Origin of the sequence: Micromonospora sp. NPDC047740 (assembly GCF_043204735.1) — a bacterium.
Taxonomy (GTDB): Bacteria; Actinomycetota; Actinomycetes; order Mycobacteriales; family Micromonosporaceae; genus Micromonospora.
In genome coordinates this window covers 149,376-170,481 of sequence record NZ_JBIDCT010000017.1, presented here as the reverse complement: position 1 = coordinate 170,481, position 21,106 = coordinate 149,376, and the positions used below count along the sequence as shown (strand labels likewise).

The window sequence follows — 21,106 nt, the reverse complement described above, 5'->3', positions numbered from 1 at the left end:
TGGGTGACGTGGGCGATGGTCAGGTCGTCCCGGTCGGCCATCGGGTGGCGGGTGTTCGGCACGTCGCCCTTGGGGGTGTTGTGCTCGACATAGATTGCCGGCACCTCGCGGCCGGGGCGGCGGCCCAGCCACTGCTCGGCCAGCTCCAGCTCCTCGGGCCGTTGCAGGACGACCAGGTCCACCTCGGCCCGCCCCAGTTCCTGCGGGGTCACCTCCAAGGCGTTCGCCGGCCAGGCGTACGTCCGCGCCCGCCCGCGGCCGTACGGACCCCGATCGGGGGTGACCGGCACCAGGTAGCGGTGTCGTCCGTGGACGAACGACGTCGTCCAGGAGCCGTGTACGTGCCACAGCAGAACGTTCATGCCTCTCCTCACGATCGGGCTGGTCGGGGCGCGGCGGACACGGCGGTCAGTCGGGCGGGTCGAGGAGCCGCACGGCGGCAACCACCTCGGCCGGGTCGACGCCGGCCAGACAGGGGTGCCCGGCGACCGGGCAGACGGCCGCGCGGGTGTCCCGGCAGGCCGCCCCGGCGTCGCCGAGCCGGACGGTCAGCACCCGGTACGGTCCCCACTGTCCGAACGGGACGGTGGGGGCGAAGAGGCTGACCACCGGGGTACCCACGGCCGCGGCGAGATGAGCCGGCCCGGTGTTGCCGACCACCAGGCAGCGGGCGCCGGCGATGATCCGGACGAGCCCGGTGAGGTCCGTCGTCCCGCCGACGTCCACGCCGCCGGCGGCGGCCACCCGCGCGGTCAGGTCCCGCTCGTCCGGCCCGCCGGTGACGACGACCCGGCGCCCGTCGGCGACCAGGGCGGCCACGATCTCGGCGCAGCGATCCGCCGGGCAGGCCCGGGCCGGCACCGACGAGCCGGGGTGCACCACCACGTAGTCGTCGGTCGGTGCGGGGACCCGGTGGTCCGGCGCGGATTCCGTCCCGGTCGGTGGCTCCAGGTCGTCCCGCAGTCGTAGTCCCGGTTCGTCGTCGGTGGGGAGGGTGTATCCGGCGGCGGCGGCGAGGGAGAGGGCTCGTTCGGGTTCGGGTATGCCGGTGGGGACGTGGTGGCGGATGTTGAGCAGGGTGCCGGGGTAGTCGTCGCTGATGGCGCTGATGTGGGGTATGCCGGCGATGCGTAGGAGCAGGGCGAGGGGTAGGGGGGATTGGTGGAAGGAGGTGAAGATGATTGCTTCGTCGGCGTGGGTGGTGGTGAGTCGGGTGGTGAGGTGGTGCATGTCGTGGGGGTCGACGGGTTGGGGGTTGGCGTCGATCCAGGGCAGTGGCCATTCGATGATTTCGTCGATGCCGGGTAGCAGGTCGGCGGCTGCGCGGCCTTGTGGTCCGCAGAGCAGTACGACGCGGTCGGCGCCGGCTGCGACGGCGCGGATGCCGGGGCCGGTGACCAGCACGTCCCCGGCCGCGTCGCTGCGCACCACGAGGACCGTCCCGGCCCGCCCGGCGCGGGGCGCGACCGGCCGGATCGCCCGCATCCGGCGCAGGATCTCGTCCACCGCGGCGGGCAGGTCCCGGGCCACGGTCGGCGCCTCGGTGACCTCCTCCGGGTGGGTGACCGGGGTGGGGACCAGGATGCCGGTCGCCCCGGCGGCGAGCGCGGCCGTCATGTCCCGGCCGATGTCGCCGACCAGCACGCACCGGGTCGGCGTGGTGCCGAGCGCCCGGGCGGCGGCGTGCACCAGACCCGGCGCCGGCTTGCGGCAGCCGCAGCCGTCGGTGTCCTCGTGCGGGCAGATCTGCCAGTCGTCGAAGGGGCCGAGCAGTTCCTCCACCCGGGCGTTGACGGCGCGCATCTGCCGCTCGGTGAAGTAGCCCCGGGCCAGGCCGGACTGGTTGCTGACCACGGCCAGGCGCAGCCCGGCCCCGCGCAACCGGTCCAGCGCCTCCCGCGCGCCGGGCACCGGGCGGACCTTCTCCGGGTCGCCGTTGTAGGGCACGTCCTCGACGAGCGTGCCGTCCCGATCCAGCAGCACCGCGTCGAACAGGGCGGGACCGGGCGGCGTGTTGGCCGCCCAGTTGCCCGAGGCAAGCGAAGGGAACGTCATCGTCCCGCCTCGGGTCCGTCCGCCGTGACGATCGCTCCGGCGGGCTGCGAGCGGGCGTGCCACCAGCCGCGTACCCAGTGGACGACCGCGAGTGGCGGGATGAGCGCGCTGGTCGCCAGCATGGTGACGACCTCGTTGCGGGCGCGCGGGCCGGGCGCGATGCGGACCCGGGCGAAGTCGGCGGTGCCGGCCGCCCAGGCCAGTCCGGCGACGAGGGCGGCCGCTCCGAGGCCGCGCCGCCGGGCGCCGGGACGGGCCACTGCGTGCAGCACGGTGGCGACCAGCGCGACCGCGCCGGACGTGGCGACCGCGACGTGCCCGGGGCGCCGGCCCGGGGGCAGGTCGAGCGCGGTCCGCCAGTTCGGGCCGTACAACCGGCGCAGCAGCGCGTCGTCGGCGTTGCCGCGCTGGGTGCGCAGGCTCACCCAGCGCCCCTCGGGGCGTACCGGATGGGTGACCCGGCGCTGGCCGCGGACCAGGTCCCGGCCGGCCAGCCGGACCCGGTGGGCCAGTTCGGCGTCCTCCCGATAGGCCCGGGGGAAGCGCTCGTCGAACCCGCCGACGGCCGCGAGGGCGGCCCGGCGGTAGGCCATGTCGGCGGTGATCCACCTGCCCTCGGCCAGGCCGGCGGTGGCGCGTTCCCAGTCGGTGGGGCGGCGGTCCGCGGGCAGCGGCACGGTTACCACGCCCTGCACCCCGCCGATCCGGCCGGGCACCGCGAGGTCGGCGCGCAGCCGCCGGGCCCAGTCCGGGGCCGGCACCACGTCGTCGTCCAGGAAGACCACCCACTCGCCGCGGGCGGCCCGCCAGCCCAGGTTGCGGGCCGCCGCCGGGCCCGCGCCACGACCGGTCAGCACCTTCGTGTACGCCGCCAGCGCCCCCGGCACGGCCAGTTCCCCGGTCTCGTCGCGCCGGTCGTCGACCAGCAGCAGTTCGGCCCCGGGCAGGTCGCCGAGCTGACCGGCGAGGGTGTCCAGCAGCACGGCCAGGCTGGACCGGCCGAGCGTAGGCACCACCACGCTGATCACCGGCCACCGCCCAGCGCCCGGCGGTGCACCGCGAACGGACCGAGGGCGAGCAGGTCCACCGGCGCGGAGCCGAACAGCTCCAGCGCCTCCCGTGGGGTGTCCACCATCGGCCGCCCGGCGGTGTTCAGCGAGGTGTTGACCACCACCGGCAGCCCGGTGCGCCGCTCGAACTCGGCCAGCAGTTCGGCCACCAGTGGCTCGGTGTCGGCGTGCACGGTCTGTACCCGGGCGGTGCCGTCGACGTGGGTGACCGCCGGGATGCGGTCCCGCCACTGCGCCTTCACCCGGTGCACGAAGAGCATGTACGGGCTGGGGTAGACGCCCTCGAAGAGCTCCGCGAAGCGGTCCGCGCGGACCATCGGGGCGATCGGCCGGAACTGTTCCCGGCCTTTGACGTCGTTCATCCGGCGGGTGGTGTCCGGGTCGCCGGGGTGGGCGAGCAGGGACCGGTGGCCCAGCGCCCGCGGGCCGTATTCGCTGCGCCCCTGGTACCAGGCGACGATGCCGTTGTCGGCGAGCACCCGGGCCGCCTCTGCGGCGATCGACGCCGGCCGGCGGTACGGCAGCGCCGCCCGCCGCAGCTCGGCCTCCAGTTCCTCGTCCGACCAGCCGCGGCCCAGGTCCACCCCGGCGATCGGAGTGGACCGGTCGCCCAACTCACCGGCCACGTGCAGGGCCGCGCCCAGCGCGGTGCCCGCGTCGCCGGCCGCCGGCTGCACCCAGACGTCCCGGAACGGCCCCTCGGCGGCGAGCCGGGCGTTGGCCACGCAGTTCAGCGCCACCCCGCCGGCCAGGGCCAGGGTGCCAGCGCCGCCGGCGGCGTCGTACAGCCAGCGGGACAGGTCGAGGACGACCTCCTCCAGCCGGGCCTGCACGCTGGCGGCGAGGTCGGCGTGGTCGTCGGTCATCTCGCCGTCGGCGGTGCGCGCCTTGGCCATGCCGGCCCAGTCGATCCGTTCGACGTGGAACCCGCCGTCGTCGGTGACCCGGACCAGCTCACGGAGCATGCCCAGATGCGTCGGCCGGCCGTACGAGGCGAGCGCCATCACCTTGTACTCGTCGCTGGAGTGCAGGAAGCCGAGGTGCCGGGTCAGGTCCTCGTACAGCAGGCCGAGCGAGTGCGGGAGTTGTTGGGCGTACAGGGATGACAGCCGTCCGTCGCGGTAGACGCCGGCCAGGTGGCTGGCCACCTCGCCGCGCCCGTCGAGCACCAGCACCGCGGTGTCGTCGCCGGCCGGCGGGGCGGCCAGCCCGGCGGAGGCGGCGTGCGCCACGTGGTGCGGCACGAACCGCACCTTCTCCGGGTCGAGCCCGGGCAGGGCGGCGGCGAGGAACTGCGGGGCCTGCTTGGCGTAGTCGACCCGCAGCCAGTCCCACGGGTCGTCGAGGCCCAACTCGGTCGCGTCCCGGCAGAGTCCGGGGTCGAAGGAGTACGCGACCGCGTCGAGGCTGTCGACGTCGATCCCGGCGCTGGTCAGACACCAGGCGGCGGACAGCTCGGGCAGCTCCCAGGCGGCGAAGGGCACCGGGCGCTTGCCGTGCTTACGGCGGCTGAACCGCTCCTCTTCGGCAGCGGCCACCACCCTGCCGTCGACCACGAGGGCAGCTGCGGGGTCGTGGAAGATCGCGTTGATTCCGAGGACGCGCATGGGAAGTCCCCTACCCCCGCGAACACTGCCTAACCTGAGATCATCGACTTCTCCAGGGGAGTTCGATGTCACCTGTGGAGTCTCGGATCAGTGACCAAAGTCCCTGGTTGACGGCGTAGGAGGGGGTCAAACTGGGCAGAGACGTGTGGCCGGCTCCGGTTTGTGGCCCGCCTCGTCCGAACTGACCTTCGGGAGGTGACCGGTTGTGTCGACGTCATCGCTGCCCGCGCTGGCCGAGGAGCAACTCACGCTGGCTCGCGCAACCGGCAGCGGGCGCAGCGCCCGGACGATCCACGGCGGTGCCGACACGCCGCTGCGGCAGACCCTGGTCGCCCAGGACCGGTCCTGGCCCGGCGAGACGGGGGACCTACTGGTGATCCCGGACCCCCGGCACGCGCTGCACGCCGACGAGGATTCCGTGGTGCTGCTCACGGTGGCCCGCGGATGAGCATCGCGCCGCCCGCCGCAGCCAGACCGGGGGCCGCCGGCCGGCAGCGGGGTCGCCGGCACCGCTGGCTGCCGCCGCAGCACGGCGCCTGGGCCATGCTGCTCCTCCCGTACGCCACGGCGGTCTGCGTCACCGGGCTCCGGTGGCCGCACCTGCCGCTGCTCGGCGCCTGGCTGGCCGGCTACCTCTCTCCTACTACGCCCTGCTGGTCGTGAAGACCGGCCGCGCCGACCCGGTACGCCCCTAGCTGCTGCTCTACGGCGCCGCGGCCGCGCTGCTGGTCACGCCGGTACTGCTGGCCCGGCCCGCGGTCCTCGGCTACGCCCCGCTCTACGCCCTGCTCGCGGCCGTCAACATCGGGTACGCCCGGCAGCGTCGCGAGCGGGCCCTGCTCAACGATCTCGCCTCGGTGGCGCAGAGCGTGCTCATGGTGTTCGTGGTGGCCACCGTCGCCGGAGTCCCGCCCGCCGGGCTGGCCGGGGTGGCGGGCGCCGTCGCCGCGTATCTGGTCGGCACGGTGCTCTACGTCAAGACGATGATCCGGGAGCGGGAGAGCGTCGGCTACCGGTGGGCGTCCGGGGCGTACCACCTCGCGGCGGTCGTGGTGGCGGTGGCCTACTGGGGCCCGGCGGTGGCGGGGATCTTCGCGCTGCTGCTGCTTCGCGCGGCGCTGCTGCCGGGCCGGCGGTTGGTCCCGGTCCGGGTCGGGCTGGTCGAGCTGGTCGGCTCGCTGCTGGCGTTCGCCGCCGTGGTCGGGCACTGGGCCTGACGGCCGGCAGGTCGGGCACCCGCCTGGCGTGCTGCCGACAACTGTGGGTGACACGCCTCCGCGGAAACTTGATGTCACCCAGCGTGACCCCAGCGCGTGGCGCCCCCGTGGGCCCTGATCTGGCCGCAATCTCCTGACCAGCGAAAATCCGTGCGCTAGCTCCGGTGCCGAAACATCCCCCACCCGGCTTTGCTCTGCAGCCATAGACGCAGCAGCGAACCATGAGTGACTGCTGCGTCCGTGGCTGCAGAGCAAAGGGCGCGGGCCGGTGGTTGCGGGAGGCCAGCTGTGGTCACTTAGCGTGACCGTGGCCACGCCGGTCGGGGTCGGCATGGCGAGGGGCCGGTGCCGGGCATCGCCCCGGCACCGGCCCCCGGTCTTCGGACCCGTGCGGCTCAGCCGTGCAGCATCCCCGGGCCGAACACCTCGTAGGCGATCCGCTCCGCCGGCACGCCCCGGCGCAGCAGTGCGCCGCGGACCAGGGTCATGAACGGCACCGGCCCGCAGAGATGCACGTACGCCCCGGGGGCCAACGGAATCCGCGCCGGATCGACGAGACCGCTGGCGACCTCCGCCTTCAGCCCGGCCAGCTCACCGTCGGCGGCATCCTCGTACCACAGGCGCACCGACAGGTTCGGCAACTGCTCCTGGAGCCCGGGCAGTTCGTGGCGCAACGCGTGCGCGGCGCCGGCCCGGTCGGCGTGCACCAGCACCACCTCGCGCTCGGGCGCGACGGCGGCCAGATGCGCCAGGGCGGCCATCGAAGGAGTGAGTCCGATGCCGGCGCTGACCAGCAGCAGCGGGGCCTCGTCGCCGACCGCGCTGACCTCGCCGAACGGCGGGCTCAGCCGCAGCGTGTCGCCCGCCTCCACCCGCTCGTGCAGGTAGCTGGACACCATGCCGTCGGGCGCGCCTGCGGTGCCGGACACCCGCTTCACGGTGATCCGCCAGTGCTCGGCGCCGGACCGGCCGGAGAGGCTATATTGCCGGATCTGCTGTCCCCGGCCGCCGTCGAGGTCCACCGCGACCGAGACGTACTGGCCCGGGGTGAAGCCGGGCATCGGGCCGCCGTCGGCCGGGACCAGGGTGAACGAGACCACGTCGGCGGTCTCCCGGGTCGTCTCCGCCACCCGCCACGGCCGCCACACCGAGTCGTGCTCCGTCACCCCGGCGACCGTGTAGAGCCGGGCCTCCCGGGCGATCAGCTCGCAAGCCAGCAGCCAGTAGACCTCGTCCCAGGCCGCCGCGACCTCGGGGGTCACCGCGTCGCCGAGCACCTCGCCGACCGCGGCGAGCAGGTGCCGCCCGACGATCGGGTACTGGGTGGCGGTGATGCCGAGCGCGGCGTGCTTGTGGGCGACCCGGTCCATGATCGGCCCCCACGGCACCGTGCTACCCCCGATCAGGTGCTCGGCGTACGCGACCACGGCGGCGGCGAGCGCGGCCTTCTGCTGCCCGGTGGCCTGGTTGCCTCGGTTGAAGATGTCCAGCAGCTCCGGGTGGGCGTCGAACATCCGCTGGTAGAACCGGCCGGTGATCGCCTCACCGTGGGCCTGCACGGCGGGCAGGGTCGCCGCCACCACCGCTGCTGAGGATTCCGAGAGCACGACTACTCCTTCGGACAGGGATTGGGTCGCGCCCAACTGAACAGGAATCTGGGATTCCGCTTCAGGGTCGAAGGTCCCGGACGGGAAATGATCCAGGTCACCCGCCGGCTCCGGCTGGTCGGCCCGTGCCGGGTCGTCCGGTGGCTGGCTAGGGTCGGGTGGTGAAGCTCAACCGGTCGACGGACATGGCCCTGCGGATCGCCATGCTCACGGCCGCGTCTCCGGCCCGGACGACCGTGGAGGAGCTCGCCACCCGGCTCGCGCTGCCCCGCAGCCACGTCGCCAAGGTCGTGCAGCGGTTGCAGCGGCTCGGGGTGCTGGTGACCACCCGCGGTCGCTCCGGCGGGGTGGCCTTCGCCGAGCAGGCCGGCGAGTTGACCGTCGGGCTGGTGGTCCGGGCTTTCGAGGGGGACGGCGAAGTGGTCTCCTGCGAGCAGCCGGCCTGCCCGCTGGTCGCCGGCTGCCGGCTCCGCGGTGAACTGCGCCGGGCCCAGGCCGCCTTCCTCGCCGTGCTCGACGGGGTACGCCTCGGCGACCTGGTGGACGGCTCCGCCAGCCAGATCCTGCTCAGCCTCGGGGCGCCGCCCGCCCGCAACGCGAGCCTCGGGTCGTAGCTCCCGGTGAGCACCGATCGGCCGGATCGCCCTCGGCCGATCGTTCGGGGAAGACAACCGGCAGGTCAAGCGGTTGTGCTGCACGGACGCCTCCTCGCCTCCGGACGCCCACGCCCGGGCGGTGGCAGAGACCCCGGACGCGGCCAAACCGGACGCCGCACCCACCCGGTGCCACGGCTCTGTCGGATCGCCGGGCTAGGCTCGCTGCGGCGCGCCGCGCGAGGCGATCAAGCCGGTGAGCGGCACCACACCGCCGAGACCTGGGAGTACGACCAGTTGACCGCACAGCCTGAGACCCTGTACGGGGCCGACGACCTGACGCACCTGGAGGGGCTGGACGCTGTCCGCAAGCGCCCCGGCATGTACATCGGCTCGACCGACAGCCGTGGCGTGGGTCACCTCGTCAACGAGATCCTCGACAACTCCACCGACGAGGGTGTCGCGGGTCACGCCACCAAGATCGACGTGATCCTGCACGCCGACGGCTCGGTGCAGGTCGACGACGACGGGCGGGGCATCCCCACCGACGTGCACGCCAAGTCCGGCATCTCCGGCGTCGAGCTGGTGCTGACCCGGCTGCACGCGGGCGGCAAGTTCGGCGGCTCGGGCTACAAGACCTCCGGCGGGCTGCACGGCGTGGGCGCCTCCGCGGTCAACGCGCTCTCCCGGCGGTTCGACGTCACGGTCTGCCGCGGCGGCAAGATCCACTCGATGTCGTTCCGGCACGGCGTACCCGGGATCTTCGACGGGGACGGCCCGGACGCGGCGTTCACGCCCGGCCCCGGCCTGCAGATCGTCGGCGCGATGAAGCGCCGCCAGCCGACCGGCACCTCGATCCGTTGGTGGCACGACCCGCGCTACTTCGAGACCGGCGCGACGCTGGACACCGAGGCGGTCCGGCTCAAGCTGCGCAACACCGCCTTCCTCGTCCCCGGCGTGGCATACCGGCTGCGCGACGAGACGGGGGAGGAGGTCGTCGAGGAGAGCTTCCACTTCCCCAACGGCCTCACCGACATGGTGGAATACCTCGCCCCGGCCGGCGACCGCCCGGTCTCCGGCACGCTGCTGGTCACCGGCGAGGGGACCTACCGGGAGAACGCCGCCGACGCCAACGGCGTGATGCAGTCCAACGTGCAGCGCCGGGCCGAGGTCGAGGTCGCGTTCCGCTGGGGCACCGGCTACGAGCGCACCGTCGAATGCTTCACCAACACCATCCGCAACGCGCACGGCGGCACCCACCGCAAGGGCTTCGAGCGGGCCCTGGCGCGTACCCTCGCCGAGGCCGCCCGCAACACCCGCGGCCTGCTCAAGCCCAAGGAGGACGCGCCCACCCTGGACGACGTCCTGGAGGGCATGACCGCGGTGGTGCACGTGCGGATCCCGGAGCCGCAGTTCACCTCGCAGACCAAGGACGAGCTCTCCACCGCCGGCATCACCAAGGTGCTGCAGGGCCTGGTCGAGCAGCACCTCAAGGCCTGGCTGGAGGACCGGAAGACCAAGGCCGAGGCCCGGACGGTGCTGCAGAAGATCGTCGACGCGGCGCGGGTGCGGCTCACCCAGAAGCAGCAGAAGGACGCCGCCCGGCGTAAGACCGCGCTGGAGGGCGCGTCGATGCCGGCCAAGCTGGTCGATTGCCGGGCCACCGGGGTGGACCGCAGCGAGCTGTTCATCGTGGAGGGCGACAGCGCCCTCGGCACCAGCCGGATGGCCCGCTCCTCCGAATACCAGGCCCTGCTGCCCATCCGCGGCAAGATCCTCAACGTGCAGAAGGCCAACCTCCAGCAGGTGCTGGACAACGCCGAGTGCGCGGCGATCGTGCAGGTGCTCGGCGCCGGCTCCGGGCGTACCTTCGACCTGTCGGCGATGCGTTACGGCCGGGTCCTCATCATGGCCGACGCGGACGTCGACGGCGCGCACATCCGTACCCTGCTGATCACGCTCTTCGCCCGGTACATGCGACCGCTGATCGAGGCCGGGCGGCTCTACGCGGCCATGCCACCCCTGCACAAGATCACTACCAAGGGGCGCAACCCGCAGACCATCTACACCTACACCCAGGCCGAGATGGAGGCGACGGTCCGCAAGCTGGAGAAGGCCGGCAAGCAGATCGTCACCCCGATCCCGCGCTTCAAGGGCCTCGGCGAGATGGACGCCGACGAGCTCTGGGAGACCACCATGAACCCGGCCACCCGAGCGGTCCGCCGGATCACCCTCGACGACGTCGAGGCCGCCGAGCAGATCCTCGAACTGCTCATGGGGGAGAAGGTCGAACCCCGCCGCAACTGGCTCATCGACTCGGCCGACCGGGTCGACCGCGAAGCCATCGACGCCTGACCACCGGGTTCGTTTCGGAAGGAAAGCTGAACCATGGCACGCCGTAGGGACGACCGCGCCCGCGCCGACCTGTCCGCGTTCGACCAGGCCGGTGCGCGGGTCTTCGACAACCCGCTGATCACCGAGGTCTCCGACTCCTACCTGGAGTACGCCTTCTCGGTCATCCACTCCCGCGCCCTGCCCGACGCGCGGGACGGCCTCAAGCCGGTGCACCGGCGCATCCTCTGGTCGATGTACGAGCAGGGCCACCGCCCCGACCGGGGGCATGTGAAGTCTGCCCGAATTGTCGGGGATGTGATGGGTAAGTACCATCCGCACGGCGACGCCGCGATCTACGACGCGATGGTCCGCCTTGCCCAGGACTTCTCGCTCAACGCCCCGCTCATCGATGGGCATGGAAACTTTGGAAGCCCAGACGATGGACCGGCCGCGGCGCGTTACTGCGTCACAGGTGACACTCGTATCCGTCTCGCCGATGGCACCAGTCCCCGCATCGAAGACCTTGTGTCACTTCCGTCGGACAGTGAGGCGGATGCCGACTTCGAGGTAGTTGACAAGGATGGAAAGTCTGTCCATGTCAACAAGGTCTTTAACTCCGGCGTGCATCCGACGATTCGGATTACGACGGAGGCGGGCTTCTCGCTTCGCGGTAGCGAGAATCATCTCGTGCTCTGCCTGGAAGCGCCGATGGGCGTCCCCGTCTTTCAGTGGCGACGCCTCGATGAAGTCGCCGCCGGCACGGTTGTCTGTGTCGCGCGCAACGCCTGGGCCCAGGTGATCCCGGCCGCCCGCGAGTACATGTTGGGTGTTCTCGGTGGCGCGTGGGCCTCTGAAGGCTTCGCAAGCGGCTCTCGCGCCGGCTTCAGCAACACTGACGAGCATTTCTTCGGGGAAGTTCTGCACGCATACGACCAGGTCGTCGGCGGCCGGCGCTATGTGAGCGAGCGGCACACCCGCCGGGATCGTAAGCGTATCCAGGAACTGGATGTCCAGGACTTCGCCGGCGGTATGGAAGCCTTCCGGGCGAGTCCTCTGGCCGAGTTCATCGGCCACCAGGCGCGAGAGAAGTTCGTACCCCAGTTCGTCTGGAACGGCGGATGGGGAGTGAAGCGCGCTTTCCTGATGGCCCTCTTCGAGGGTGACGGCGGGGTCCGGGTCGCGAACAGCAGCTTCACGATTCAGTACACCAGCTATAGCGAACGACTAACTCGGGAAGTTCAGGAGCTGCTGGCGGAGTTCGGCGTCATCGCCTGTCGGCGTCAATACACGCGTCCCAGTGGTTCCGTGGAGCACCGACTGGTTGTTTCCGGTCTTCGAAACATCAAGGCTTTCGCCAACCGGGTCGGCTTCCTCCGCACGAAGCAGGCAGTGTTGAACCAGGTGTTGGGGCATGCGCCGCTGCGTCCACATCGCCTTAGCCAGGATCACGTCCCATTCGTCGCTGACTACGTGCGCAGCGCCCTCGACTTCGACCGCAGAGGCAGCGGACCGAAGTGGCTGACGCAGCACAACTTCGACCGCGTCGAACGGTGGGAGACCGAACGGCTCCGCATCATCGATCGGATCAAGGACACCGAGATCCTCGCGACCATCCTTCCGATCATGGACTCCGGGTATCGATTCGAGCAGATTGCCGAAGTGACGCGTGAGGAGCCAGCAGAGGTCTACTCGGTCCGGGTCGAGTCCGCTGATCACTCCTTCCTGGCCGGTGGCTTCGTCAACCACAACACCGAGGCCCGGATGTCCCGGGAGGCGATGCTGCTCGTCGGCGAGCTGGGCGAGGACACGGTCGACGTCGAGCCCAACTACGACGGCTCGCTCACCCAGCCCACCGTGCTGCCGGCAGCTTTCCCCAACCTGCTGGTCAACGGCGCGTCCGGGATCGCGGTCGGCATGGCCACCAACATGATCCCGCACAACCTGGGCGAGGTCGTCCAGGCGGCCCGTTGGCTGATCAACCACCCGGACGCCACGCTGGACAAACTCATGGAGTTCGTCCCCGGCCCGGACCTGCCGACCGGCGGGCTGCTGCTCGGCCTGGACGAGGTGCGCCGGGCGTACGAGACCGGCCGGGGCGTGGTGCGGATGCGCGGCCGGGTGGAGATCGGCCCGCTCGAGGGCAGCCGCGGCCGGCAGGCCATCACGGTCACCGAGCTGCCCTACGGCGTCGGTGCGGAGAAGGTCATCGCGGCCATCACCAACGAGGTCAACAAGACCAAGCGGCTCTCCGGCATCGCCGACGTCAAGGACCTCACCGACCGGGAGAACGGCACCCGTCTGGTCGTCGAGTGCAAGGTCGGGGTCAACCCGCAGGCGCTGCTCGCCGACCTCTACCGGCTCACCCCGCTGGAACAGTCCTTCGGCGTGAACAACCTGGTCCTGGTGGACGGCCAGCCGCAGACCCTGGGGCTCAAGGAGCTGCTGGACGTCTTCCTCGCCCACCGGTACGAGGTGGTGACCCGGCGCAGCGCGTACCGCAAGCGCAAGCGCGAGGAGCGGCTGCACCTGGTCGACGGTCTGCTGATCGCCCTGCTCGACATCGACAAGGTGGTCAAGCTGATCCGGGCCAGCGAGGACGCCCAGGCCGCCAAGGACGGCCTGATGCAGAAGTTCAAGCTCTCCGAGATCCAGGCGACCTACATCCTGGACACCCCGCTGCGGCGCCTCACCAAGTACGACCGGCTGGAGCTGGAGGCCGAGCAGGAGAAGCTGCGCGCCGAGATCGCCGAGCTGTCGAAGATCCTCGACGACCCGAAGGTGCTGCGGAAGCTCGTCTCCGACGAGCTGGCCGCCGTGGTCAAGCAGTTCGGCGCCGAGCGCCGCACCACCCTGGTCGACGGGGACCTCAAGGAGGTGCTGGCCGCCTCCGTACCGGCCGGGCCGCTGGAGGTCGCCGACGACCCGTGCCAGGTGATCCTCTCCGCCACCGGGCTGGTCGCCCGGACCGCGGCCGAGTCGGAGGAGGCCACCGAGGGGCGCCGGCGCAGCGGCCGGGTCAAGCACGACGCGGTACGCGCCGTCGTCTCTTCCACCGCGCGGGGCCGGGTGCTCCTGGTCACCAGCGCCGGGCGGGCCTTCAAGATCGACGTACTGCCGCTGCCGGTGCTGCCCGAGCAGTCCGGCACGGTGTCGCTGCGCGGCGGCATGTCCGCGGCCGAGCTGGCGCCGCTGGAGCCGGGGGAGACCGTGGTGGGGCTGGCGCCGCTCGGCCCGTCCGCCGAGGGATCGCCCGGCCTGGCGCTGGGCACCCGGCAGGGCGTGATCAAGGTCTGCGCGCCCGAGTGGCCGGTCCGCTCGGACGAGTTCGAGGTGATCTCCCTGCGCGACGGCGACGAGGTGGTCGGGGCGACCTGGCTCACCGACGGCGCCGAGACGCTGGCGTTCGTCTCCTCGGAGGCGTCACTGCTGCGCTTCGCCGCGTCGCTGGTGCGCCCGCAGGGCATCAAGGGCGGCGGCATGGCCGGCATCAACCTGCCGGCCGGGGCGACGGTCGTCTTCTTCGGCGCGGTCCGCACCGACGATCCGGGGCACGGGGAGCCGATGGTGGTCACCTCGACCGGCGCCACGGTGAAGGTGACGCCGCTCAAGGCGTACCCGGCGAAGGGGCGGGCGACCGGCGGGGTGCGCGCGCAGCGGTTCCTCAAGGGCGAGGTGGACCTGGCGGTGGCCTGGGTCGGTCCGCGTCCGGTCGGCGCGACCGCCACCGGCGATCCGGTGGAACTGCCCCCGGCGGACCCCCGCCGCGACGGTTCCGGCTTCGCGGTCATGCTCGGCCCCACCGTCGTCGGCCACCAGATCGAACGCGACTGACCAGGCACCGCGGCAGGGCCGGCGGCTCACGCCGCCGGCCCTGCCGTGTTTCCCCCGTCCCGCGTGTTGATCATGAGGTTGGCGGTCCCGAAACGGACATCTCGCCCAGCCAACCTGATGATCACCGGGGTGGTCTCGGGGGCGGGGGAACGGTCAGAGTTCGGGTTCGGGGGCGGGGCGGGATTCCGGCGTGGTGCCGCGGAGGCGGGCGATGAGGCGCATGCCGTGGTAGATGGCCAGGGCAGCGGCGGTGCCGAGGGCGATGCCGCTGAACGACAGGTCGCCGGCGATGAGGGTGTAGTTGGCCGCCCCGATGATCACCGCAACGGCGGCGGTCATCAGGTTGACCGGGTCGTGGAAGTCGACCCGGTTCTCGATCCAGATCCGCGCGCCGAGGATGGCGATCAGGCCGTAGAGGGCGGTGGTCGCCCCGCCCAGCACCCCGGCCGGCACGGTGAGGATCAGCGCGCCGAACTTCGGGCTCAGCCCGAGCAGCACCGCCGCCACGCCGGCCACCCAGTACGCGGCGGTCGAGTAGACCCGGGTCGCCGCCATCACGCCGATGTTCTCCGCGTACGTGGTGGTGCCGGAGCCACCGCCCGAGCCGGCGAGCACGGTGGCGATGCCGTCACCGAGGAGCGCCCGGCCCATGTCCCGGTCGAGGTTGCGGCCGGTCATCGCGGCGACCGCCTTGACGTGCCCGGCGTTCTCCGCGATCAGCACCAGGATCACCGGGATGACCAGCACCACCGCCCGCAGGCTGAAGCTCGGGGCGTGCAACTGCGGCAGCCCCACCCAGGCGGCCTCCTTCAGCCCGGTGACCGCCTTCGGGTCGAGTTCGCCGAGGACCGCGGCGAGCACCCAGCCGACCACCACGCCGAGCAGGATGGAGAGCCGGGCGAGGAAGCCCCGGAAGAGCACCGTCGCGACCAGGATCGCGACCAGGGTGACCACCGCGATCAGCGGCTGCGCCTTCACGCCGGTGCCGCTGCCCCCGCCGTCCCAGGCCACCGGGGCCAGGTTGAGCCCGATCAGCGCGACGATGGCGCCGGTGACCACGGGCGGCATGAGCGCGTCGATCCAGCGTGCGCCGGCCCACTGCACCACCAGGCCGACCAGGGCCAGCACCGCGCCGACCACCACGATGCCACCCAGCGCCGCCGGGATGCCGCCGCTGGTCTTCGCGGCCAGCACCGGGGCGATGAACGCGAACGACGAGCCCAGGTACGACGGCAGCCGGTTGCCGGTGATCAGCAGGAACAGCAGCGTGCCGAGCCCGGAGAAGAAGAGTGTGGTGGCCGGCGGGAAGCCGGTGATCAGCGGCACCGTGAAGGTGGCGCCGAACATCGCGACGACGTGCTGCACGCCGACGCCGACGGTACGCGGCCAGGACAGCCGCTCGTCGGGATGCACCACGTCGCCGGGGCGGACGGACCGGCCGTCGCCGTGCAGGTGCCACGGGGACCAGCGGGGTCGTGGCTCGGTGGAGGACTGGGACATGCTCCGCCCTTCGCGTCGTCAGGTGACGGGGGCGTGATCGACCCTGAGGGTCGTTTGTAGCACGTCACGGATCCGCGCCCGGGTGCGGTGGGCCGGATCCGGCAGCGCCGGGGGCGTGCGCCGGCGCGGCCGAGCCGGTCGGGGTCAGGCGACGCCGGCCGGACGGAACTGGACGCTGATCCGGGGACCGACCGGGCGGGCGGTCTTGGGGATGGCGTGCTCCCAGGTGCGCTGGCACGACCCGCCCATCACCACCAGGTCGCCGTGGCCGAGCGGAAAGCGCAGGCTCGCCCCGCCGCCGCGGGGACGCAGCAGCAGCGGGCGTGGCGAGCCGAAGGACACGATGGCCACCATGGTGTCGCTGTGCGCGGAGCGGCCCAGGGTGTCGCCGTGCCAGGCGACGCTGTCGCGGCCGTCGCGGTAGAGGCACATGCCGGCGGTGACGAAGGGCTCGCCCAGTTCGTCCGCGTAGTGCCGGGTGAGCGCCGCGCGGGCCTCGGTGAGCACCGGGTGGGGCAGTGGGCGGCCGGCGCCGTACCAGCAGAGCAGGCGGGGCACGTCGACCTCGGTCTCGTACATGGTGCGGCGCTCGGCCCGCCAGGGCACGTCGCGCAGCAGCGTGTCGAGCACCCCGTCGGAGCCCCGCACCCAGCCCGGCAGGTGGTCGACCCACGCTCCGCGGCTCAGCTCGTGCCGGCGCGGCCCGCCGGCGAGCGGGCCCAGGGTCGGCCCCTGCTCGGCGAAGTCGAGCATCGAGGGCTGGTACGCGACGTCGGACACGACGCCGATCCTACCCCTCGATCGAACAGACGTACGAGGACGCTGTCCGCGGCTCGCCGGCGCCCCGATGGCCGGGCGGCCCGACGGCGCGGGAGGCGGTCCGGGGCGCCGGCGGGTAGGGTGCCCGGCGGCGGCGTCGCGGTGGAGCGCTGCCCCGGGTGGTCCCGGTGCCGCCCGTCGCCGACCGCCCGAGGAGGAGACGCGCTGATGATCCTGCTGACGGTCGGGCGTCCGGCATGACCAGTACGCCGACCGTGGCCCAGGCCGTCCGGCTGCCGTCGCTGACCGGGTTGCGGTGGGTCGCCGCCCTGCTGGTCTTCGGCTTCCATGCGGGGACCATGCGGATCGTTGCCGAGCCCGACTACCAGGCCGTGGTGAGCTGGCTGTTCACCCTCGGCCTGTCCGGTGTGGAGTTCTTTTTCATCCTCAGTGGATTCGTGCTGGTGTGGTCGTACCGGGACGGTGAGCCCCGGCGTACCTTCCTGCGTCGCCGGCTCGCCAAGATCTACCCGAACCACCTGGTCACCTTCGTGGCCGCGCTGGTGGTCGCGTTCTGGTTCGCCGACCCGGTCGCTCCCTGGGCCGCGCTGGGCAACCTGGCCCTGGTGCAGGCCTGGAACCCCACCCCCGGCTACTTCTACAGCGTCAACACGGTGAGCTGGTCGCTCTCCTGCGAACTCGCCTTCTATCTCTGCCTGCCGTTCGTGCTGCCCTACCTGCGTCGGTCGCGCACCGGGCTGCTCCGGGCGGTGGTGGTCGCCGCACCGCTGCTCATCCTGGCCCTGTGGCCGGGTCAGCTGCTGGTGCCCGAGGAGGACCGGTGGTGGTTCACCCAGGTATTCCCGGTGGCACGGTCGCTGGAGTTCTGGATGGGCGTGGCCGCGGCGGAACTGATGCGCCGGGGCCGCTGGCGTGGCCCGAACCTCACCGTGGCCAGCCTGCTCTTCGTCGCCACCTGGGTGGTCGCCGCGCAGTGGGTCCGCGCGGAGCTCTGGGCGGCTCTGCTCGCGGTCGCGTACCTCCTGGTCATCACCGCCGCGGCCGACGCCGACGTGCACGGCCGGCGCACCCCGTGGCGCTCTCGTCCGATGGTCTGGCTCGGTGAGGTCTCCTTCGCGTTCTACCTGGTGCACGTGCTGGTGATGCAGGCCGTGCTGCGCCTGACCGGGCACTGGGGCGAGGGGCTGCGCGGCTGGTGGGGCCCGCTCGCGGTGCTCGGCTTCCTGCTGGGCAACCTGCTGCTCGCCGCGGCCCTGCACCGCTGGGTGGAGACGCCGATGATGCGCCGGCTGGGACCGCCCCGCCGGGCCCGCGCGCAGGCCACCCCCGCCGCACCGGTCGAGGTCCGCGTCCCACGGCCCCGGTCGATCGAGTACGCGGGGCGGCGCGACCCGCGCTGAGCGGGCCGCAGGACCACACCCCCGCCGCCGGACCGGTGTCCACGCTGGCCGGTGCGCCTCTGCGGCGGTGCGACACGCCCGTGGACGTGCGATACGGCCGGTTCGACGGTAATTTGGACCGGTGCTTCCGATCGCGCTCACCTGTCCCGTGTGGTGGGTGGCGCGCTGGACCGCGCGAATGCTGGCCAGCCTGGCCGTGGTCGTCGCCTGCTCGCTCGGCGCCGCCACGTTGCCCCTGGGCCCGGCCGCGGCGGCGCACGCGGCTCCCGCGGCGGTCGCCGTCGACACCGCGACCCTTCGGGCCGGGCACCTCGGCGGCACCGAGTCCGCCGGCGCCGACCCCACCCTCCGGGCGCTGATCCGCTGGTCCGGCGGGGCCGCCGACGCGGTGGTCCGGGCCGGGACCGGAGCGCCCGGTCCCGCCGCGCGGATCGGGACCGGATCGGCTGCGGCGGCCGGGTGGACGTCGGACGCGACCGGCGACCGGCAGGCAGTCCTGGCCAGCGCACCGGACTCGTTGGTGCGGGGTGTCGTGGTCGCCCCGGCCGACCGGCACCGCGTTCTGGTCGGGCTGGTCCCGGCGACCGTCGGCTCCCGGGCCCCGCCCGCCCGCTGACGAGCCCGGCGGGCCCGGCCCGCCCACGCCGTACCCGAACCTCACCCCGCACCGGCCGGTGGCGGCGCCCGTACCCGGTCGCGCCCCGCCCCGCCGGCCGTGCGGACCTCTCCACCACGTCGTTCCCGTGAGGTGCCGACCATGAAGCAGACCCTTCTCTACCACTTCCTGACCGAGGTTCCCGTGGCCGCCGCCATCTGGTCGGCCCTGCTCGTGCTCGCCCTGGGCGTGCTCGCCGTCCTGGTCGCCCGGCCCGAGCGGGGGACTCCGCCGGATCCCGCCCCCGACCCGGCCGCCGTGGCGGCCGCCCGCCACGCCGACCTGCGCCGGTACGCCGATGAGGTGGCGGTCGCCGCCGCCGGGGCCCGGCAGACCGCGCGCCGGTGGCGCGAGCAGTGGCTGACCGCGCACGACGAGGTCGACCGGGCCTGGCGGGCGTACGACGAGGCCGAGGCGGCCGCCCGGCGGTTCGCGGGGGCCGCCGTGCTGCCCGAGCCGCGGACGCCCCGGACGCCGGCCGAGTACGCGGCCCGGGAGCGGTGGCTGCACCACGCCGCCATGACGGCGCACTGGCAGGGCGACCTGACTGCCCGGCAGCTCGCGGACGTCCTCGCCGGGCGCAACGGGTGGGACCCGCGCCGGCATCCGGCCGAGCAGGAGATCGCCCTGGCCCGGGTGGTACGCGACGGCCGGCGGGCCCGGTGGCGGGCGGCCGCCGAACGGGAGCGGCGGGCCTGGCGGGACGCCGAAGTGGCCGCCGAGGCGGCCCGGGTGCTGGCCGTGGAGGCGTACGCGGCCGCCGAGGCGGTGCGCCCCGGAGCGGTCCCGGTACGCCCCGCCGAGGCGGTGACCCAGACCCTCGCCCCGGTGTCGGCCGGCGCCGTCGCGGCGCACCCCGCACGGTGGCGTCCGGCGCGGGTCGGCTGAATCGTTATCCGAATTAGGTGAGCCCGGTCACGGCGACCGGGGAAACGGTCAACCGGATCAGGCCGGGCGATCGAGCCCCGCAATTCCCCTTCGATCCCCACCCGGATGTCCGATAGTCACCCGACGGTTCCCGTTAAAACGGTCGTCCCATTGAGTCAGGTCAGTGACCGGCTGTTCCGGTCTCGGTAACGGTGGTTGACGTTTACGCAGGTGGGCACGCTTGGCAGGCGGCGTACCCACCGGTAGTGTCAGCGCGTCCGGTGCGGTTTTCGATCGCAAGTGGCGACGCCGCGCCGACCCGCTCAATCGTGATCTCACGAACCGGGGACCCAGTGCAACACCGGGGTGAATCCGCGAGCCAAGGCCCGCGGTAGGGCCTACTTCCCGCCCGAATCCGTCAGCTAACCCGGTAGGCGGCCACGGAAGGAGTTCCAACCTCGTGCGAACCACCCCCCGATCCTCCCCCCGCCTCCACGGCGCCACGGTGCCGGCGCTCGCCTGACCCGCGAGTCCGTTCCGGTAACCGACCCCCGCTGCCCGGTCCGCCGGGCGCTCTTTTCCCGCGGCCACCCGCCCAGGAACGCGCGTGAGCTACTCCGCGCGTCGGGTCGGCGTGTGCCGCTCCGGCCCCCGTGGAGGAACACGTGAAGCACCACCTGAAGCGTCAGCTGCGGCGCCTCGCGACCGAGCGCCCGTACCAGATCGTCGCCGGCTCCGCCGCGGCCCTCGTGCTGGCCGGCGGCGCCAGCGCGGCACTGGCCAGCACGAACGACGCGCCGGTCCGGCAGGAGACCACCGCCGCCGTCGCCGAACTGGCGCCGCGCCTCGGTGACGTCGCCACCCGGAGCGAGGCCCGGGTCGCCGCCCCGTCCCCGACCGCCTCGCCCAGCGGGTCGCCGAGCGGGTCGCCGTCGGCGAAGGCCAGCTCGGCCAAGCCGGACCCGGACGTCACGAAGACCGCGAAGGCGAAGCCGAAGCCGCCGTCGACGAAGGTCCTCGACTACAACTACGAGGCCCAGACCGCCTACTGGAACTGCGGTCCGGCTGCGGTGCGCAACGCGCTGAGCGCGAGCGGCGTCGAGACCACCCAGGACGCGATGGTCGCCCCGCTGAACGCCGGCGAGAACGGCACCAACTCGGCCGAGGACACCACCCGCGGGCTCAACCAGATGGTCAAGGGCAACCCGTACCGGACCCACATGATCCCCGGCCAGGCCGCGACCCCGGCGCAGATGGACCAGCTCCAGGCCGACGTGGTCAAGGCGATCACCGACGGCCGCGGCGTGGTGGTCAACATCGCCGGCTCCGCCACCGACACCAACGGCGGCTGGCACTCGTTCCCCGGCGGCCACTACATCGCCGTGGTCGGCTACAAGGACGACGGCCGGACGGTGCGGATCGCCGACTCGGCGAACCCGGCGTTGCCCGAGTACTGGATCACCACCATCGATCTGGCGAACTGGGCCGCCACCCGCGGCTACTCCGCCTGATCCCACCCCTGCACGTCGGGCACCGGCTCCTGGAGCCGGTGCCCGACGTGGTGTCCGGGGCCGGTCTCGCGCCTGGTGT

At 72.8% G+C, this 21,106-nt stretch carries 13 protein-coding genes, 5 pseudogenes and 1 riboswitch; of the genes and pseudogenes, 11 read left to right on the top strand and 7 right to left on the bottom strand.

Features of this window, described 5'->3' with window-relative positions; all coding sequences use genetic code 11:
- From ACGF4F_RS28320 to ACGF4F_RS28305, 4 genes and pseudogenes are all read right to left on the bottom strand, one after another.
- A pseudogene (locus ACGF4F_RS28320) lies at positions 1-362 on the bottom strand (glycosyltransferase family 1 protein); the annotation flags it as partial.
- A gap of 46 nt (positions 363-408) precedes the next feature.
- On the bottom strand, positions 409-2,055 hold the full coding sequence (locus tag ACGF4F_RS28315) for an HAD-IIIA family hydrolase (protein WP_393081980.1): 1,647 nt from the start codon (positions 2,053-2,055) through the stop codon (positions 409-411).
- Positions 2,052-3,083 carry a glycosyltransferase family 2 protein gene (locus ACGF4F_RS28310; protein WP_393081977.1) on the bottom strand — a complete coding sequence of 344 codons (1,032 nt, stop codon included), beginning with the start codon at positions 3,081-3,083 and terminating at the stop codon, positions 2,052-2,054. Before ACGF4F_RS28310 ends, ACGF4F_RS28315 begins: the two co-directional genes overlap by 4 nt.
- Positions 3,080-4,732 carry a carbamoyltransferase gene (locus ACGF4F_RS28305; RefSeq protein WP_393081974.1) on the bottom strand — a complete coding sequence of 551 codons (1,653 nt, stop codon included), beginning with the start codon at positions 4,730-4,732 and terminating at the stop codon, positions 3,080-3,082. The genes ACGF4F_RS28310 and ACGF4F_RS28305 overlap by 4 nt, the downstream gene beginning before the upstream one ends.
- Positions 4,733-4,937: 205 nt before the next feature.
- Here ACGF4F_RS28305 and ACGF4F_RS28300 point away from each other — a divergent pair, with 205 nt between their 5' ends.
- Both ACGF4F_RS28300 and ACGF4F_RS28295 read left to right on the top strand, forming a co-directional pair.
- On the top strand, positions 4,938-5,180 hold the full coding sequence (locus ACGF4F_RS28300; protein WP_393081971.1) for a LuxR family transcriptional regulator: 243 nt from the start codon (positions 4,938-4,940) through the stop codon (positions 5,178-5,180).
- Positions 5,177-5,949: pseudogene (locus tag ACGF4F_RS28295) on the top strand (YwiC-like family protein). Before ACGF4F_RS28300 ends, ACGF4F_RS28295 begins: the two are co-directional and overlap by 4 nt.
- Before the next feature lie 395 nt (positions 5,950-6,344).
- Here the strand turns inward: ACGF4F_RS28295 and ACGF4F_RS28290 are convergent.
- Positions 6,345-7,556 carry a globin domain-containing protein gene (locus ACGF4F_RS28290; protein WP_393081968.1) on the bottom strand — a complete coding sequence of 404 codons (1,212 nt, stop codon included), beginning with the start codon at positions 7,554-7,556 and terminating at the stop codon, positions 6,345-6,347.
- Between the two features lie 161 nt (positions 7,557-7,717).
- Here ACGF4F_RS28290 and ACGF4F_RS28285 point away from each other — a divergent pair, with 161 nt between their 5' ends.
- The 5 genes and pseudogenes from ACGF4F_RS28285 to ACGF4F_RS28265 all read left to right on the top strand — a co-directional run.
- The gene (locus tag ACGF4F_RS28285; protein WP_393081965.1) at positions 7,718-8,170 is read left to right on the top strand and encodes an RrF2 family transcriptional regulator; all 453 of its coding nucleotides are present in this window, start codon (positions 7,718-7,720) and stop codon (positions 8,168-8,170) included.
- Between the two features lie 276 nt (positions 8,171-8,446).
- Positions 8,447-10,504: a type IIA DNA topoisomerase subunit B gene (locus tag ACGF4F_RS28280; RefSeq protein ID WP_393081962.1), complete on the top strand. Its 2,058-nt coding sequence runs from the start codon at positions 8,447-8,449 to the stop codon at positions 10,502-10,504.
- 33 nt (positions 10,505-10,537) lie between these two features.
- Positions 10,538-10,945, top strand: a pseudogene (locus tag ACGF4F_RS28275) (DNA gyrase subunit A); the annotation flags it as partial.
- A 12-nt stretch (positions 10,946-10,957) separates the two neighbouring features.
- Positions 10,958-11,839, top strand: a pseudogene (locus tag ACGF4F_RS28270) (LAGLIDADG family homing endonuclease); the annotation flags it as partial.
- 393 nt (positions 11,840-12,232) lie between these two features.
- A pseudogene (locus ACGF4F_RS28265) lies at positions 12,233-14,314 on the top strand (DNA gyrase subunit A); the annotation flags it as partial.
- 153 nt (positions 14,315-14,467) lie between these two features.
- On the opposite strand, the gene ACGF4F_RS28260 reads toward ACGF4F_RS28265, so the two are convergent.
- Positions 14,468-15,814, bottom strand: a complete 1,347-nt coding sequence (locus ACGF4F_RS28260; RefSeq protein WP_393081959.1) for a uracil-xanthine permease family protein — start codon at positions 15,812-15,814, stop codon at positions 14,468-14,470.
- 144 nt (positions 15,815-15,958) lie between these two features.
- Positions 15,959-16,594 (bottom strand): alpha-ketoglutarate-dependent dioxygenase AlkB, encoded by a 636-nt coding sequence (locus ACGF4F_RS28255; protein WP_357441411.1) that lies wholly within the window; start codon positions 16,592-16,594, stop codon positions 15,959-15,961.
- A gap of 236 nt (positions 16,595-16,830) precedes the next feature.
- On the opposite strand from ACGF4F_RS28255, the gene ACGF4F_RS28250 reads away from it, so the two are divergent.
- From ACGF4F_RS28250 to ACGF4F_RS28235, 4 genes are all read left to right on the top strand, one after another.
- On the top strand, positions 16,831-17,994 hold the full coding sequence (locus ACGF4F_RS28250; RefSeq protein WP_393081956.1) for an acyltransferase family protein: 1,164 nt from the start codon (positions 16,831-16,833) through the stop codon (positions 17,992-17,994).
- 121 nt (positions 17,995-18,115) lie between these two features.
- Positions 18,116-18,610 carry a hypothetical protein gene (locus ACGF4F_RS28245; protein ID WP_393081953.1) on the top strand — a complete coding sequence of 165 codons (495 nt, stop codon included), beginning with the start codon at positions 18,116-18,118 and terminating at the stop codon, positions 18,608-18,610.
- Positions 18,611-18,751: 141 nt separating this feature from the next.
- Positions 18,752-19,537, top strand: coding sequence for a hypothetical protein (locus ACGF4F_RS28240; protein WP_393081950.1), 786 nt, complete (start codon positions 18,752-18,754; stop codon positions 19,535-19,537).
- A gap of 289 nt (positions 19,538-19,826) precedes the next feature.
- Positions 19,827-19,968, top strand: a riboswitch (cyclic di-AMP (ydaO/yuaA leader).
- Positions 19,969-20,169: 201 nt separating this feature from the next.
- Positions 20,170-21,027, top strand: a complete 858-nt coding sequence (locus ACGF4F_RS28235) for a C39 family peptidase (RefSeq protein WP_357441405.1) — start codon at positions 20,170-20,172, stop codon at positions 21,025-21,027.
- Positions 21,028-21,106: the final 79 nt, after the last annotated feature.